The sequence below is a fragment of the Enterobacter chuandaensis genome, assembly GCF_003594915.1.
In the GTDB taxonomy this organism is placed as follows: domain Bacteria; phylum Pseudomonadota; class Gammaproteobacteria; order Enterobacterales; family Enterobacteriaceae; genus Enterobacter; species Enterobacter chuandaensis.
In genome coordinates this window covers 179943-196219 of the sequence record NZ_QZCS01000006.1, presented here as the reverse complement: position 1 = coordinate 196219, position 16277 = coordinate 179943, and the positions used below count along the sequence as shown (strand labels likewise).

13 protein-coding genes and 1 pseudogene are annotated in these 16277 nt (G+C 55.9%); 13 read left to right on the top strand and 1 reads right to left on the bottom strand.

Features of this window, described 5'->3' with window-relative positions; genetic code table 11:
- Positions 1-86: 86 nt before the first annotated feature.
- From dnaJ to nhaR, 3 genes are all read left to right on the top strand, one after another.
- Entirely contained in the window at positions 87-1232 is a 1146-nt protein-coding gene (gene dnaJ / locus D5066_RS12070) for a molecular chaperone DnaJ (protein WP_014830600.1), read from the top strand.
- 172 nt (positions 1233-1404) lie between these two features.
- Positions 1405-2580 (top strand): Na+/H+ antiporter NhaA, encoded by a 1176-nt coding sequence (gene nhaA / locus D5066_RS12065; RefSeq protein ID WP_119916071.1) that lies wholly within the window; start codon positions 1405-1407, stop codon positions 2578-2580.
- Positions 2581-2637: 57 nt separating this feature from the next.
- A complete protein-coding gene (gene nhaR, locus D5066_RS12060; protein ID WP_080328999.1) occupies positions 2638-3537 on the top strand; it encodes a transcriptional activator NhaR in 900 nt (299 codons plus the stop codon).
- 57 nt (positions 3538-3594) lie between these two features.
- Here nhaR and rpsT read toward each other — a convergent pair whose 3' ends face one another.
- Positions 3595-3858, bottom strand: a complete 264-nt coding sequence (gene rpsT / locus D5066_RS12055) for a 30S ribosomal protein S20 (protein WP_003856458.1) — start codon at positions 3856-3858, stop codon at positions 3595-3597.
- Between the two features lie 101 nt (positions 3859-3959).
- Here rpsT and D5066_RS23105 point away from each other — a divergent pair.
- The 10 genes and pseudogenes from D5066_RS23105 (at position 3960) to D5066_RS12005 (ending at position 16179) form a co-directional block, all read left to right on the top strand.
- Positions 3960-4178: pseudogene (locus D5066_RS23105) on the top strand (DUF2575 domain-containing protein).
- A gap of 7 nt (positions 4179-4185) precedes the next feature.
- Positions 4186-5112 carry a bifunctional riboflavin kinase/FAD synthetase gene (gene ribF / locus D5066_RS12045; RefSeq protein WP_119916070.1) on the top strand — a complete coding sequence of 309 codons (927 nt, stop codon included), beginning with the start codon at positions 4186-4188 and terminating at the stop codon, positions 5110-5112.
- Positions 5113-5157: 45 nt separating this feature from the next.
- Positions 5158-7974: an isoleucine--tRNA ligase gene (ileS, locus tag D5066_RS12040; protein ID WP_119916069.1), complete on the top strand. Its 2817-nt coding sequence runs from the start codon at positions 5158-5160 to the stop codon at positions 7972-7974.
- Positions 7974-8474 (top strand): signal peptidase II, encoded by a 501-nt coding sequence (gene lspA, locus D5066_RS12035; RefSeq protein ID WP_080329002.1) that lies wholly within the window; start codon positions 7974-7976, stop codon positions 8472-8474. The genes ileS and lspA overlap by 1 nt, the downstream gene beginning before the upstream one ends.
- Before the next feature lie 57 nt (positions 8475-8531).
- Positions 8532-8981 carry an FKBP-type peptidyl-prolyl cis-trans isomerase gene (gene fkpB / locus D5066_RS12030; protein ID WP_003856450.1) on the top strand — a complete coding sequence of 150 codons (450 nt, stop codon included), beginning with the start codon at positions 8532-8534 and terminating at the stop codon, positions 8979-8981.
- Between the two features lies 1 nt (position 8982).
- Positions 8983-9933, top strand: a complete 951-nt coding sequence (gene ispH / locus D5066_RS12025; RefSeq protein WP_022647010.1) for a 4-hydroxy-3-methylbut-2-enyl diphosphate reductase — start codon at positions 8983-8985, stop codon at positions 9931-9933.
- A gap of 205 nt (positions 9934-10138) precedes the next feature.
- Positions 10139-10960, top strand: coding sequence for a 4-hydroxy-tetrahydrodipicolinate reductase (gene dapB / locus D5066_RS12020; protein WP_080329003.1), 822 nt, complete (start codon positions 10139-10141; stop codon positions 10958-10960).
- Positions 10961-11414: 454 nt separating this feature from the next.
- Positions 11415-12563 (top strand): glutamine-hydrolyzing carbamoyl-phosphate synthase small subunit, encoded by a 1149-nt coding sequence (gene carA, locus D5066_RS12015; protein ID WP_080329004.1) that lies wholly within the window; start codon positions 11415-11417, stop codon positions 12561-12563.
- Positions 12564-12581: 18 nt separating this feature from the next.
- Positions 12582-15806 (top strand): carbamoyl-phosphate synthase large subunit, encoded by a 3225-nt coding sequence (carB, locus tag D5066_RS12010; protein ID WP_008502028.1) that lies wholly within the window; start codon positions 12582-12584, stop codon positions 15804-15806.
- A 139-nt stretch (positions 15807-15945) separates the two neighbouring features.
- A complete protein-coding gene (locus D5066_RS12005; RefSeq protein ID WP_119916068.1) occupies positions 15946-16179 on the top strand; it encodes a YgdI/YgdR family lipoprotein in 234 nt (77 codons plus the stop codon).
- Positions 16180-16277: the final 98 nt, after the last annotated feature.

Below are 16277 nucleotides of genomic sequence, written 5' to 3'. Positions count from 1 at the left end.
CGCCCTGATGCAGGGTAATTAATCAGCACGGGCGTAGGAGAACTCTCCACGCCCGTGCTCGCATGTTAAGGGGCTTAAAAAAAACAATGGCAAAGCAAGACTATTACGAGATTTTAGGCGTTCCGAAAACTGCGGAAGAGCGTGAAATCAAAAAGGCGTATAAGCGCCTGGCCATGAAATTCCACCCGGACCGTAATCAGGGTGACAAAGAGGCTGAAGCCAAATTTAAAGAGATCAAAGAAGCCTACGAAGTCCTGACCGATGCACAAAAACGTGCGGCCTATGACCAGTACGGTCACGCAGCCTTTGAACAGGGCGGCATGGGCGGCGGTGGATTCGGTGGCGGCGGCTTTGGCGGCGGCGCTGATTTCAGCGACATCTTTGGCGATGTGTTCGGCGATATCTTTGGCGGTGGCCGTGGTCGTCAGCGCGCGGCGCGCGGCGCAGACCTGCGCTACAACATGGAACTGACCCTGGAAGAGGCCGTTCGCGGCGTTACCAAAGAGATCCGCATTCCAACGCTGGAAGAGTGTGACGTTTGCCACGGCAGCGGCGCGAAAGCGGGTACTCAGCCACAGACCTGTCCAACCTGTCACGGCTCCGGCCAGGTGCAGATGCGTCAGGGCTTCTTCGCGGTACAGCAGGCCTGTCCGCACTGTCACGGTCGCGGTACGCTGATTAAAGATCCGTGCACCAAATGCCACGGTCATGGTCGCGTTGAGAAAACCAAGACCCTGTCCGTTAAAATCCCGGCTGGCGTTGATACGGGCGACCGCATCCGTCTGGCAGGTGAGGGCGAAGCCGGCGAGCACGGCGCACCGGCAGGCGATCTGTACGTTCAGGTTCAGGTGAAACAGCACGCTATTTTCGAGCGTGAAGGTAATAACCTGTACTGCGAAGTGCCAATCAACTTCGCGATGGCGGCACTCGGCGGTGAAATCGAAGTACCGACGCTGGACGGTCGCGTCAATCTGAAAATCCCTGGTGAAACCCAGACCGGCAAGCTGTTCCGCATGCGTGGCAAAGGCGTGAAATCCGTTCGTGGTGGCGCGCAGGGCGACCTGCTGTGCCGCGTCGTCGTGGAAACGCCGGTTGGCCTGAACGACAAGCAAAAACAGCTGCTGAAAGAGCTGCAGGAAAGCTTTGGTGGCCCAACGGGTGAGAAAAACAGCCCGCGTTCCAAAAGCTTCTTCGATGGCGTCAAAAAATTCTTCGATGATTTGACCCGCTAATTCGTTAGCTGATATCTATCTTCAAAAAGCCCGGAAGCGATTCCGGGCTTTTTTATTTGCGCATATAGCTCGGTTAAACTGAGTCTATACTCAATATTAATCTGTTTTTGCCGAGTTATTTGGCTTGGTATTATGGTTTTATCGAGGTATTGTTGTAAAAGAGAGAACTTAAATGAAATTACTACACCGTTTCTTTAGCAGTGAGGCGTCCGGTGGCGTGATCCTGATTATTGCCGCGGCGGCCGCAATGGTGCTGGCTAACCTGGGCATGACGCGCGATCTCTATCACGCATTTCTGGAAACGCCCGTTGAGCTCAAGGTCGGGGCGCTGGAAATCAACAAGAACATGCTGCTGTGGATCAACGATGCGCTGATGGCGGTGTTCTTCCTGCTGGTAGGGCTGGAGGTTAAGCGTGAGCTGGTGCTCGGATCGCTTGCCAGCCGTCAGCGCGCGGCGTTCCCGGTGATTGCCGCCATTGGAGGGATGGTCGTTCCGGCGCTGCTCTTCCTCGCATTTACCTGGCAGGATCCTGTTGCGCGTGGCGGGTGGGCTATCCCGGCCGCGACGGATATCGCGTTTGCGCTTGGTGTCTTAGCTTTGCTCGGCAGCCGCGTGCCGGTTGCGCTGAAAATCTTCCTGATGGCGCTGGCGATCATTGATGACCTGGGTGCGATCGTGATTATTGCGCTGTTCTACACCAGCGATCTGTCGATCCTGTCACTGAGCGTAGCCGCCGGGGCGATTGCGGTGCTGGCGCTGCTGAACATCTTCAACGTCCGTCGCATCGGCATTTATATCCTGGTGGGGATGGTGCTGTGGACGGCGGTACTGAAATCCGGCGTGCACGCCACGCTGGCCGGGGTGATTGTCGGCTTCTTCGTGCCGCTTAAGCCGCAGGAGGGTAAATCACCTGCGAAACAGCTGGAACATGTGTTGCACCCGTGGGTCGCTTTTATGATCCTGCCGCTGTTTGCCTTTGCCAACGCGGGCGTTTCGCTGGGCGGCGTGACGTTTGACGGACTGACCTCTGTGCTGCCGCTGGGCATTATTGCCGGGCTGTTTATCGGTAAGCCGCTGGGGATCAGCCTGTTCTGCTGGCTGGCGCTGAAGCTTAAGCTGGCGTCGTTGCCGAACGGCACAACCTTTGGTCAGATTATGGCCGTCGGCGTGTTGTGCGGTATTGGATTTACCATGTCGATCTTTATCTCGACCCTGGCGTTTGGCGCAAACGCGCCTGAGCTCATCGTCTGGGCTAAGCTCGGCATTCTCATCGGGTCATTACTGGCCGCAGTAATTGGTTATACCTTGTTGAAGGTGAAATTGTCCGGACAGGCTGTCCAGGCATAACGGAAACCGGGAGGAGGGGCTCCTTCTCCCGATACACACTCAGGGAGAGAACACGCGATGTCTCATTTGAATTACAACCATCTTTACTACTTCTGGCACGTTTATAAGCAGGGCTCGGTCGTGGGTGCGGCAGAGGCGCTTTACCTGACGCCGCAAACCATCACCGGGCAAATCAAGGCGCTGGAAGAACGGCTGCAGGGCAAGCTGTTCAAGCGTAAAGGGCGTGGAATTGAGCCGAGCGAGCTGGGGGAACTGGTTTTCCGCTATGCGGACAAAATGTTCACCCTCAGCCAGGAGATGCTGGACATCGTCAACTACCGCAAAGAGTCGAACCTGCTTTTTGACGTGGGCGTGGCGGATGCGCTGTCCAAACGGCTGGTGAGCGGCGTGCTGGATGCGGCGGTGGTGGAAGACGAACAAATCCACCTGCGCTGCTTTGAATCCACCCACGAAATGCTGCTGGAGCAGCTGAGCCAGCACAAGCTGGACATGATTATCTCTGATTGCCCTATAGATTCCACGCAGCAGGAGGGGCTGTTCTCGGTGAAGATTGGCGAATGCGGCGTCAGCTTCTGGTGCATCAATCCGCCGCCGGAGAAACCTTTTCCGGCCTGCCTGGAAGAGCGTCGTCTGCTGGTGCCGGGCAGGCGTTCCATGCTCGGACGCAAGCTGCTGAACTGGTTTAACTCACAGGGGTTGAACGTCGAGATCCTTGGCGAGTTCGACGATGCGGCGCTGATGAAGGCCTTTGGCGAAGCGCATAATGCAATCTTCGTTGCGCCAACGCTGTACGCGCACGATCTCTATTCAGACGACAAGATTACGGAGATTGGCAGGGTAGATAACGTGATGGAGGAGTATCACGCCATATTTGCAGAAAGGATGATTCAGCACCCGGCTGTGCAGCGAATCTGCAACCGTGACTACTCGGCGCTGTTTACGCCACCGGCATTCTGAAGACATAAAAAAACCCGCGTTAAGCGGGTTCTTTAAACAAGCAACAACAAGTAGCGATTAAGCCAGTTTGTTGATCTGCGCGGTCAGGTTTGCTTTATGACGCGCTGCTTTGTTTTTGTGGATCAGACCTTTAGCAGCCTGACGATCCACGATTGGTTGCATTTCGTTAAATGCGTTCTGCGCTGCAGCTTTGTCGCCAGCTTCGATTGCTGCGTATACTTTCTTGATGAAAGTACGCATCATAGAGCGACGGCTTGCGTTGTGCTTACGAGCCTTTTCAGACTGAACGGCACGTTTCTTAGCTGATTTGATATTAGCCAAGTCCAACTCCCAAATATGTTCTATGTGGACAATTCAAAGGCCGAGGAATATGCCCTCTTTGCCTTCTTTTGTCAATGGATTTGTGCAAATAAGCGCCGTTAATTAGCGACGCTACGTTACGTAGTGATGGCGCAGGATTCTACCAGCTTGTCTTTCGTGAATACAGCCTTTCGGCATAAAAATCGCAGTTCACGGGCAGATTTTTTCGCTGTGAAAGGTCAGCCTGATGAAATCATTACGGCTTTCTGTTTTGCGCGAACAATCGCCGGTTAACCTTAACCGCTGTACAAGGTATACTTTGGCGATTTTCACTGTTTTGAGCCAGACATGAAGCTGATACGCGGCATACATAATCTCAGCAGAGCGCCACATGGGTGCGTGCTGACTATTGGTAATTTCGACGGCGTGCATCGTGGTCATCAGGCGCTGTTGCAGGGATTGCGTAAAGAAGGGGAGGCCCGTGGCCTGCCCGTTGTGGTGATGATTTTCGAGCCACAGCCGCTGGAGCTGTTCGCGGGTGATAAGTCTCCCGCTCGCCTCACTCGCCTGCGCGAGAAGTTGCGCTACCTGGCTGAGTCCGGCGTGGACTACGTGTTGTGCGTGCGTTTCGATCGCCGCTTTGCCGCACTGACAGCACAAAATTTCGTCAGCGACCTGCTGGTTAAGCGTCTTGGCGTACAATTTCTCGCCGTGGGGGATGATTTCCGCTTTGGCGCTGGTCGTCAGGGCGATTTCTTGCTATTACAGAAGGCTGGTCTGGAGTATGGCTTTGACGTCACCAGCGCGATGACCTTCTGTGAAGGCGGCGTGCGCGTCAGCAGCACGGCAGTACGGCAGGCGCTGGCCAATGATGAACTGGAGACGGCAGAAAACTTGCTGGGCCACCCGTTCACTATCTCTGGTCGCGTGGTCCATGGCGATGCGCTGGGCCGCACGATAGGTTTCCCGACGGCGAATATACCGCTGCGTCGTCAGGTTTCCCCGGTTAAAGGGGTCTATGCGGTGGAAGTGGCAGGACTGGGCGAACAGCCGTTTTACGGTGTTGCCAATATTGGCACACGTCCTACCGTTGCCGGTGTGCGTCAACAGTTAGAAGTGCACCTGCTGGACGTTGTAATGGACCTTTATGGTCGCCATATAGATGTGATACTGCGTAAAAAAATACGCAACGAGCAGCGATTTGCCTCGCTGGACGAACTTAAAGCGCAAATCGCGCGAGATGAATTGACGGCCCGCGAGTTTTTTGGGCTTTAGAACCGGCTTAACTGCCTACGTGATAAATACGGAACCGAGAATCTGATGAGTGACTATAAATCAACCCTGAATTTGCCGGAAACAGGGTTCCCGATGCGCGGCGATCTCGCCAAGCGCGAACCGGGAATGCTGGCGCGTTGGACCGATGATGACCTGTACGGCATCATTCGTGCAGCCAAAAAAGGCAAAAAATCCTTCATTCTGCATGATGGCCCTCCATATGCGAATGGCAGCATTCATATTGGTCACTCGGTTAACAAGATTCTGAAAGACATTATCGTGAAGTCCAAAGGGCTCGCGGGATACGACTCCCCTTACGTTCCGGGCTGGGACTGCCACGGTCTGCCGATCGAACTGAAGGTGGAGCAAGAGTTCGGCAAGCCGGGTGAGAAGTTCACCGCCGCCGAGTTCCGCGCGAAATGCCGCGAATACGCAGCTACCCAGGTTGACGGTCAGCGCGCTGACTTCATCCGTCTGGGCGTGCTGGGCGACTGGTCGCACCCGTACCTGACCATGGACTTCAAAACTGAAGCTAACATCATCCGTGCGCTGGGCAAAATCATCGGTAACGGCCATCTGCACAAAGGCGCTAAGCCGGTGCACTGGTGCGTGGACTGCCGTTCTGCACTGGCAGAAGCGGAAGTGGAGTATTACGACAAAACCTCGCCTTCTATCGACGTTGCTTTCGAAGCGGTCGATCAGGATGCGATCAAAGCTAAATTCGGTCTGCCTGGCGTAAGCGGCCCGATCGCTCTGGTGATCTGGACCACCACCCCGTGGACCCTGCCAGCGAACCGTGCGATCTCCCTGTCCGGTGAGTTTGAGTACGCGCTGGTGCAGATTGATGGCCGCGCGGTTATCCTGGCGAAAGATTTGGTTGAGAGCGTGCTGAAACGCGCGCATATCACCGATTACACCGTGCTGGGCACCGTAAAAGGTGACGCGCTGGAGCTGATGCGCTTTAAACACCCGTTCCTGGACTTCGATGTTCCGGCGATCCTGGGCGACCACGTGACGCTGGAAGCGGGTACCGGTGCGGTGCATACCGCCGGTGGCCACGGTCCGGACGACTACAACATCAGCCTGAAGTACGGTCTGGAAATCGCCAACCCGGTTGGTCCGGACGGTTCTTACCTGCCTGGCACCTACCCGGCGCTGGACGGCATCAACGTGTTTAAAGCCAACGACATCATCGTTGACATGCTGCGCACCAGCGGCGCGCTGCTGCACGTTGAGAAAATGCAGCACAGCTATCCGTGCTGCTGGCGTCACAAGACCCCTATCATCTTCCGTGCGACTCCGCAGTGGTTCGTCAGCATGGATCAGAAAGGCCTGCGCGCGCAGTCTCTCTCCGAGATCAAAGGCGTGCAGTGGATCCCTGACTGGGGCCAGGCGCGTATCGAATCCATGGTGGCTAACCGTCCAGACTGGTGTATCTCCCGTCAGCGTACCTGGGGCGTGCCGATGTCGCTGTTTGTGCATAAAGAGACGCAGGAACTGCATCCGAACACCTTGGAACTGATGGAAGAAGTGGCGAAGCGCGTCGAAGTTGACGGCATTCAGGCGTGGTGGGATCTCGACGCCCGCGACATCCTGGGCGCGGACGCGGACAACTACGAGAAAGTGCCTGATACCCTGGACGTGTGGTTCGACTCCGGGTCTACTCACGCCTCCGTGGTTGACGTGCGTCCTGAGTTTGCCGGTCACGCTGCCGACATGTATCTGGAAGGTTCCGACCAACACCGCGGCTGGTTCATGTCATCGCTGATGATCTCCACCGCCATGAAAGGCAAAGCACCTTACCGTCAGGTACTGACCCACGGCTTCACCGTGGATGGACAGGGCCGTAAGATGTCCAAGTCCATCGGTAACACCGTTTCTCCGCAGGACGTGATGAACAAGCTGGGCGCAGACATTCTGCGTCTGTGGGTGGCCTCAACCGACTACACCGGCGAAATGGCGGTGTCTGACGAGATCCTGAAGCGTGCTGCCGACAGCTATCGTCGTATCCGTAACACCGCGCGCTTCCTGCTGGCGAACCTGAACGGGTTCGATCCGGTAAAAGACATGGTGAAGCCGGAAGAGATGGTGGTGCTGGACCGCTGGGCGGTAGGCTGCGCGAAAGCGGCGCAGGACGATATCCTGAAAGCCTATGAGTCTTACGACTTCCACGAAGTGGTGCAGCGCCTGATGCGCTTCTGCTCCATTGAGATGGGTTCGTTCTACCTCGACATCATTAAAGACCGCCAGTACACCGCGAAAGCGGAAAGCGTGGCGCGTCGTAGCTGCCAGACCGCGCTGTTCCACATCGCAGAAGCGCTGGTACGCTGGATGGCGCCGATCATGTCCTTCACCGCGGATGAAATCTGGGGCTATCTGCCGGGCGACCGCGAGAAGTATGTCTTCACCGGCGAGTGGTACGAAGGTCTGTTCGATCTCTCCAGCACTGAAGCAATGAACGATGCCTTCTGGGACGAGCTGCTGAAAGTGCGCGGCGAAGTGAACAAGGTTATCGAGCAGGCGCGTGCGGATAAGAAAGTCGGCGGCTCTCTGGAAGCGGCAGTGACTCTGTACGCCGAACCGGAGCTGGCGGCGAAGCTGACCGCGCTGGGTGATGAATTGCGATTTGTCCTGTTGACCTCCGGTGCGAAAGTTGCGGATTATGCCGAGGCTTCTGCTGATGCTCAGCAGAGCGAATTGCTCAAAGGCCTGAAAGTCGCGCTGAGCAAAGCCGACGGTGAGAAATGCCCGCGCTGCTGGCATTACACCACCGATATCGGCCAGGTGGCGGAACACGCAGACATCTGCGGACGCTGTGTAAGCAACGTCGCCGGTGACGGCGAAAAACGTAAGTTTGCCTGATGAGTAAAACTCTCTGTTCAACAGGACTGCGCTGGCTGTGGCTGGTGGTAGTGGTGCTGATTATCGATCTGGGCAGCAAGTTCCTGATCCTCCAGAATTTCGCTCTGGGGGAGACGGTTTCGCTGTTCCCGTCGCTTAACCTGCACTACGCCCGTAACTACGGCGCGGCGTTCAGTTTCCTTGCCGACAGCGGTGGCTGGCAGCGCTGGTTCTTTGCGGGTATCGCCATCGGTATCTGCGTGGTATTGGCTGTGCTGATGTACCGCTCGAAGGCGACGCAAAAGCTGAATAACATCGCCTACGCGCTGATCATTGGCGGCGCGCTGGGCAACCTGTTTGACCGCCTGTGGCACGGCTTTGTGGTCGATATGATCGACTTCTATGTCGGCGACTGGCACTTCGCGACCTTTAACCTCGCCGACAGCGCAATTTGCATCGGTGCGGCGTTAATCGTGCTGGAAGGCTTTTTGCCGAAACCAGCCGCGAAAGAGCAGGCGTAATTGTCAATGCCGGGTGACGCGCTGCGCCATCCGGCACAACATTAAAGAGCAATGTGCATGTCTAAATCCGTACAGAGCAACAGCGCGGTTCTCGTTCACTTCACGCTGAAGCTGGATGACGGCTCCACCGCCGAATCCACCCGCAACAATGGCAAACCGGCCCTGTTCCGTCTTGGCGATACGTCGCTGTCTGAGGGTCTTGAGCAGCAGCTTCTGGGCCTGAAAGAGGGTGAGAAAAAAGCCTTTTCGCTGGAGCCGGATGCGGCATTTGGCGTGCCGAGTCCGGACCTGATCCAGTATTTCTCGCGCCGTGAGTTCATGGACGCGGGTGAACCGGAGATCGGGGCGATCATGCTCTTTACCGCTATGGACGGCAGCGAAATGCCTGGCGTGATCCGCGAAATCAACGGCGACTCTATTACCGTTGACTTCAACCATCCGCTTGCCGGGCGTACCGTTCATTTTGATGTAGAAGTGCTGGAGATCGATCCGGCACTGGAGGCCTGAAATGCAGATCCTGTTGGCTAACCCGCGCGGCTTCTGCGCCGGTGTAGACCGCGCTATCAGCATTGTTGAAAACGCGCTGGAGATTTACGGCGCGCCGATTTACGTGCGCCACGAAGTGGTGCATAACCGCTACGTGGTCGACAGCCTGCGCGAGCGCGGGGCTATCTTTATTGAGCAGATAAGCGAAGTGCCGGACGGTGCGATCCTGATCTTCTCCGCGCACGGCGTCTCACAGGCGGTACGCAACGAGGCGAAAAGCCGCGATCTGACCGTATTCGATGCCACCTGTCCATTAGTGACAAAAGTGCATATGGAAGTGGCGCGCGCCAGCCGTCGCGGTGAAGAGTCGATTCTTATTGGCCACGCCGGTCATCCGGAAGTCGAAGGCACCATGGGCCAGTATAGCAACCCGGAAGGGGGCATGTACCTTGTCGAATCGCCGGAAGATGTCTTTACGCTGAATGTGAAAAACGAAGCCCGTCTGTCATTTATGACCCAGACGACGCTCTCCGTTGACGATACCTCAGACGTGATTGACGCCCTGCGCCAGCGCTTCCCGAAAATCGTCGGGCCGCGTAAGGATGACATCTGCTACGCCACCACTAACCGTCAGGAAGCGGTGCGCGCGCTGGCTGAACAGGCGGATGTGGTGCTGGTGGTCGGCTCCAAAAACTCCTCTAACTCCAACCGTCTGGCCGAACTGGCGCAGCGTATGGGGAAAGCGGCGTTTCTGATTGACGATGCAACGGACATTCAGGAAGCGTGGGTGAAAAATGCGGCCTGCGTTGGCGTTACCGCAGGGGCTTCCGCACCGGATATCCTGGTGCAGAACGTGATTGCTCGTCTGCAGGAGCTGGGCGGTGGCGAAGCGGTTCCGCTGGAAGGACGGGAAGAGAACATTGTCTTCGAAGTGCCGAAAGAGCTGCGTATCGACGCCCGCGAAGTGGAATAACCCCTTATCTATTGAAAGGCCAGCATCTCATGTGCTGGCCTTTTTTTTGCCCCGTACATTATCGTGACGACAAAATCATGTCTTTTACTGATATTTAAGTCGGTTTCACGTTAAATTCTAATTATTGGTGTTTTCAGTTGGCAGCCTCCGCGAAGGCTGGTTAATCTGAAAACGGTTTACATCATTTTAACGTAAGAGAATAACTATGCATGATGCACAGATCCGTGTCGCTATTGCGGGCGCGGGTGGACGTATGGGCCGTCAGCTGATTCAGGCGGCGCTACAGATGGATGGTGTGGCGCTGGGCGCGGCGCTGGAGCGTGAAGGCTCCTCACTGCTTGGTGCCGACGCTGGTGAGCTGGCGGGCGCGGGAAAGACGGGCGTTACCGTTCAGAGCAGCCTTGACGCGGTTAAAGATGACTTCGATGTATTCATCGATTTTACCCGCCCGGAAGGGACGCTGACGCATCTGGCGTTTTGCCGCCAGCACGGCAAGGGAATGGTCATCGGCACTACCGGTTTTGACGATGCGGGTAAGCAGGCTATTCAGGACGCATCAAAAGCCATCGCGATTGTCTTTGCGGCAAACTTTAGCGTCGGCGTAAACGTCATGCTCAAGCTGCTGGAGAAAGCGGCGAAGGTGATGGGCGACTACACCGATATTGAGATCGTTGAAGCGCATCACCGCTACAAAGTCGACGCACCATCAGGCACGGCGCTGGCGATGGGCGAAGCGATTGCTCATGCACTTGATAAAGATTTAAAAGACTGCGCGGTCTATACCCGCGAAGGTCACACCGGCGAACGCGTGCCGGGCACAATTGGTTTCGCAACGGTTCGTGCGGGCGACATCGTCGGCGAACATACCGCGATGTTCGCCGATATTGGCGAGCGTGTGGAGATTACACATAAAGCTTCCAGCCGGATGACGTTTGCCAACGGGGCCGTTCGCTCAGCACTATGGTTAAAAGATAAGAAAGATGGTCTTTTTGATATGCGAGATGTGCTCGATCTCAACAATTTGTAAGCTTTATTACCCATCGTGATGTGGTTATTGCAGTCGTAATTGTTTGATTGCATAGGGCAATATTTTATTGCCCTTTTATTTTGTCTATTTCATCTCTGTTTTATATTGTTTTCCTTGAAAGTTTGCCTTTTCTCTTCTTTTTGCGTTGCCAAAATGTAAATTTTGACCAAATGGTCCACTTTTATGCGTTGCGACCTGTTCTTTTGCATTAAACTTCGCACGCAAGCGATTTCTACAGTGATTTACCTGATCTTTTTACCGCTTAAGTCACTCCCAGCCCGCCAGGCTCGCAAAAGACTAAACAAAATATCCGTTTTAAGTTGACTTTTATCCACCAAATCCCCAGAATGCCGCCGTTTGCCAAAAATCCGCTGGCAACACATTTGCATTGATTCATGACGCGGTTATGAATTAATATGCAAATAAAGTGAGTGAATATTCTTCGGAGGGTGTTTTGATTAAGTCAGCGCTATTGGTTCTGGAAGACGGAACCCAGTTTATCGGTCGGGCCATAGGGGCAACGGGTTCGGCGGTTGGGGAAGTCGTTTTCAATACTTCAATGACCGGTTATCAAGAAATCCTCACTGATCCTTCCTATTCTCGCCAAATCGTTACTCTTACTTATCCTCATATCGGCAATGTCGGCACCAATGCGGCTGACGAAGAATCTTCTCAGGTACATGCGCAAGGCCTGGTCATTCGCGACCTGCCGCTGATTGCCAGCAACTTCCGCAACACCGAAGACCTCTCTTCTTACCTGAAGCGCCATAACATCGTGGCGATTGCCGATATCGATACCCGTAAGTTAACGCGTCTGCTGCGCGAGAAGGGTGCACAAAACGGCTGCATCATCGCGGGTGATAACCTCGATGCGGCGCTGGCGCTGGAAAAAGCGAAAGCCTTCCCGGGCCTGAACGGCATGGACCTGGCGAAAGAAGTGACGACCACCGAAGCCTACAGCTGGACGCAGGGGAGCTGGACGCTTGAAGGCGACCTGCCGGAAGCGAAAAAAGAGAGCGAGCTGCCGTTCCACGTAGTGGCTTACGATTTCGGCGCCAAGCGCAACATCCTGCGCATGCTGGTTGACCGCGGCTGCCGCCTGACGGTGGTTCCGGCACAAACGTCTGCCGAAGACGTGCTGAAGATGAATCCGGACGGTATTTTCCTCTCTAACGGTCCTGGCGACCCGGCGCCGTGCGATTACGCCATCGCCGCCATCAAGTCCTTCCTGGAAACCGACATTCCGGTATTCGGCATCTGCCTCGGCCATCAGCTCCTGGCGCTGGCGAGCGGTGCGAACACCGTTAAGATGAAGTTCGGCCACCACGGTGGTAACCACCCGGTGAAAGACATCGACAACAACACGGTGATGATTACCGCGCAGAACCACGGTTTCGCCGTCGATGAAGCGTCAATGCCGGCTAACCTGCGCGTGACCCACAAATCACTGTTCGATGGCACCCTGCAGGGCATTCATCGCACCGATAAGCCAGCATTCAGCTTCCAGGGGCACCCGGAAGCCAGCCCGGGCCCACACGACGCCGCGCCGCTGTTCGATCACTTCATCGAACTTATCGAGCAATACCGTAAGACCGCTAAATAATCAGGAGCCGAGAAGACCATGCCAAAACGTACAGACATAAAAAGCATCCTGATCCTTGGCGCTGGCCCGATCGTCATCGGCCAGGCCTGCGAATTCGACTACTCCGGTGCGCAGGCGTGTAAAGCCCTGCGTGAAGAGGGTTACCGCGTAATTCTGGTGAACTCTAACCCGGCCACCATCATGACCGACCCGGAAATGGCCGATGCAACCTACATCGAGCCAATTCACTGGGAAGTGGTACGCAAAATCATCGAGAAAGAGCGCCCGGATGCGGTGCTGCCGACCATGGGCGGCCAGACGGCGCTGAACTGCGCGCTGGAGCTGGAGCGTCAGGGCGTGCTGGCCGAGTTCGGCGTGACCATGATTGGTGCGACCGCCGACGCGATTGATAAAGCAGAAGACCGTCGCCGCTTCGACGTGGCGATGAAGAAAATCGGCCTCGACACCGCGCGTTCCGGTATCGCGCACAACATGGAAGAAGCGTTGGCCGTTGCGGCAGAAGTGGGCTATCCGTGCATCATCCGTCCATCGTTCACCATGGGCGGCACCGGCGGCGGTATCGCCTACAACCGCGAAGAGTTCGAAGAGATTTGCGAACGCGGTCTGGATCTCTCCCCAACCAAAGAGCTGCTGATTGATGAATCGCTGATTGGCTGGAAAGAGTACGAGATGGAAGTGGTGCGTGATAAAAACGACAACTGCATCATCGTCTGCTCCATCGAAAACTTCGATGCGATGGGTATCCACACCGGTGACTCCATCACCGTTGCGCCAGCCCAGACCCTGACCGACAAAGAGTATCAAATCATGCGTAACGCCTCGATGGCGGTACTGCGTGAAATCGGCGTGGAAACCGGCGGTTCTAACGTGCAGTTCTCCGTTAACCCGAAAACCGGCCGTCTGATTGTTATCGAAATGAACCCGCGCGTGTCCCGCTCCTCCGCGCTGGCCTCTAAAGCGACCGGCTTCCCGATTGCGAAGGTGGCGGCGAAACTGGCGGTGGGTTATACCCTCGACGAGCTGATGAACGACATTACCGGAGGCCGCACGCCAGCGTCCTTCGAGCCGTCCATCGACTACGTTGTGACTAAAATCCCTCGCTTTAACTTCGAGAAATTCGCGGGCGCGAACGACCGTCTGACCACCCAGATGAAATCTGTCGGTGAAGTGATGGCAATTGGCCGTACGCAGCAGGAATCCCTGCAGAAAGCGCTGCGCGGCCTGGAAGTGGGCGCGACCGGCTTTGACCCGAAAGTGAGCCTGGACGACCCGGAAGCGCTGACTAAAATCCGTCGCGAGCTGAAGGACGCGGGCGCAGAGCGTATCTGGTACATCGCCGATGCCTTCCGTGCGGGCTTGTCCGTCGACGGCGTGTTCAACCTGACCAATATCGACCGCTGGTTCCTGGTGCAGATTGAAGAGCTGGTGCGTCTGGAAGAGAAAGTGGCAGAGCTGGGCATCAACGGCCTGGACGCTGACTTCCTGCGCATGCTGAAGCGTAAAGGCTTTGCCGATGCGCGTCTGGCTAAGCTGGCGGGCGTGCGTGAAGCGGAAATCCGCAAGCTGCGTGACCAGTACGACCTGCACCCGGTTTACAAGCGCGTGGACACCTGTGCGGCAGAGTTCTCAACCGACACCGCGTACATGTACTCCACCTATGAAGACGAGTGTGAAGCGAACCCGTCCGTTGACCGCGACAAGATTATGGTGCTTGGTGGTGGTCCAAACCGTATCGGCCAGGGCATCGAGTTCGACTATTGCTGCGTACACGCCTCGCTGGCGCTGCGCGAAGACGGGTACGAGACCATCATGGTCAACTGTAACCCGGAAACGGTTTCTACCGACTACGACACCTCTGACCGCCTCTACTTCGAGCCGGTTACCCTGGAAGATGTGCTGGAAATCGTACGCATTGAGAAGCCAAAAGGCGTTATCGTGCAGTATGGCGGCCAGACTCCGCTGAAGCTGGCGCGCGCGCTGGAAGCGGCGGGCGTACCGGTTATCGGTACCAGCCCGGATGCGATTGACCGTGCGGAAGACCGCGAGCGTTTCCAGCAGGCGGTTGACCGTCTGAAGCTGAAACAGCCGGCGAACGCCACCGTGACCGCCATCGAACAGGCTGTCGAGAAGGCGAAAGAGATTGGCTACCCGCTGGTAGTACGTCCTTCCTACGTGCTGGGCGGCCGCGCGATGGAAATCGTTTATGACGAAGCCGACCTGCGTCGCTACTTCCAGACCGCGGTGAGCGTCTCCAACGATGCGCCAGTGCTGCTCGACCGTTTCCTCGACGACGCGGTGGAAGTGGACGTTGACGCCATCTGCGACGGCGAAATGGTGCTGATTGGCGGCATTATGGAGCATATCGAGCAGGCAGGCGTGCACTCCGGTGACTCAGCCTGTTCTCTGCCAGCGTACACCCTCAGCCAGGAAATCCAGGACGTGATGCGCCAGCAGGTGCAGAAGCTGGCCTTCGAGCTGCAGGTTCGCGGCCTGATGAACGTCCAGTTCGCGGTGAAAGATAACGAAGTCTACCTGATTGAAGTCAACCCGCGTGCGGCGCGTACCGTACCGTTCGTCTCTAAAGCGACCGGTATTCCACTGGCGAAAGTGGCGGCGCGCGTGATGGCTGGCCAGACGCTGGCACAGCAGGGCGTGACCAAAGAAATCATCCCGCCGTACTACTCGGTGAAAGAAGTGGTGCTGCCGTTCAACAAATTCCCGGGCGTTGACCCGCTGTTAGGGCCAGAAATGCGCTCTACCGGGGAAGTGATGGGCGTGGGCCGTACCTTCGCGGAAGCATTCGCCAAGGCGCAGCTGGGAAGTAGCTCCACCATGAGAAAATCGGGCCGTGCGCTGCTCTCCGTTCGCGAAGGCGACAAAGAGCGCGTGGTTGACCTGGCCGCCAAGCTGCTGAAACAGGGCTTCGAGCTGGATGCAACCCACGGTACGGCGATTGTGCTGGGTGAAGCCGGTATTAACCCGCGTCTGGTGAACAAGGTGCATGAAGGGCGTCCGCATATTCAGGACCGTATCAAGAATGGCGAATACACCTACATCATCAACACCACCGCAGGTCGTCAGGCGATTGAAGACTCCAAGCTGATCCGCCGCAGCGCGCTGCAGTACAAAGTACACTACGACACCACCCTGAACGGCGGTTTCGCGACGGCCATGGCGCTGAACGCGGATGCCACCGAGAAGGTGATTTCAGTGCAGGAAATGCACGCGCAGATTAGCAAGTAAGACAAATTGCCCGGTGCCGTTTAGTTGCCGGGCATTTTTCTCATCTTCAGAACCTTCTGGTTTTTCATCCGCTTTCAGTCAGTTAGCCTAAAATGGTTAGGTCGATAACGAAATTCAACTGAGAGCAGGGGAAAACACCATGCAAAATAAACTACTGATCGCTTCCGTTCTGGGTGCCACTGCAATGTTTACCGTGGCGGGCTGTTCCTCTAACCAGGCCGTAAAAACCACCGATGGCAAAACTATCGTGACCGACGGGAAACCGCAGGTGGATGACGATACCGGTCTGGTGTCATATAAAAACGCCGAAACCGGTCAAACTGAGCAGATTAACCGCGACCAGGTTAAATCCATGGGCGAGCTGGATAACTAATTCAGAATTCTGACGTAAGCCCGTCAATAATATTCACTATTAGCCTGTTGAATTACTGACTACACTCTTTTGTTAAAAGAAAGCAGTAACAACAGGCT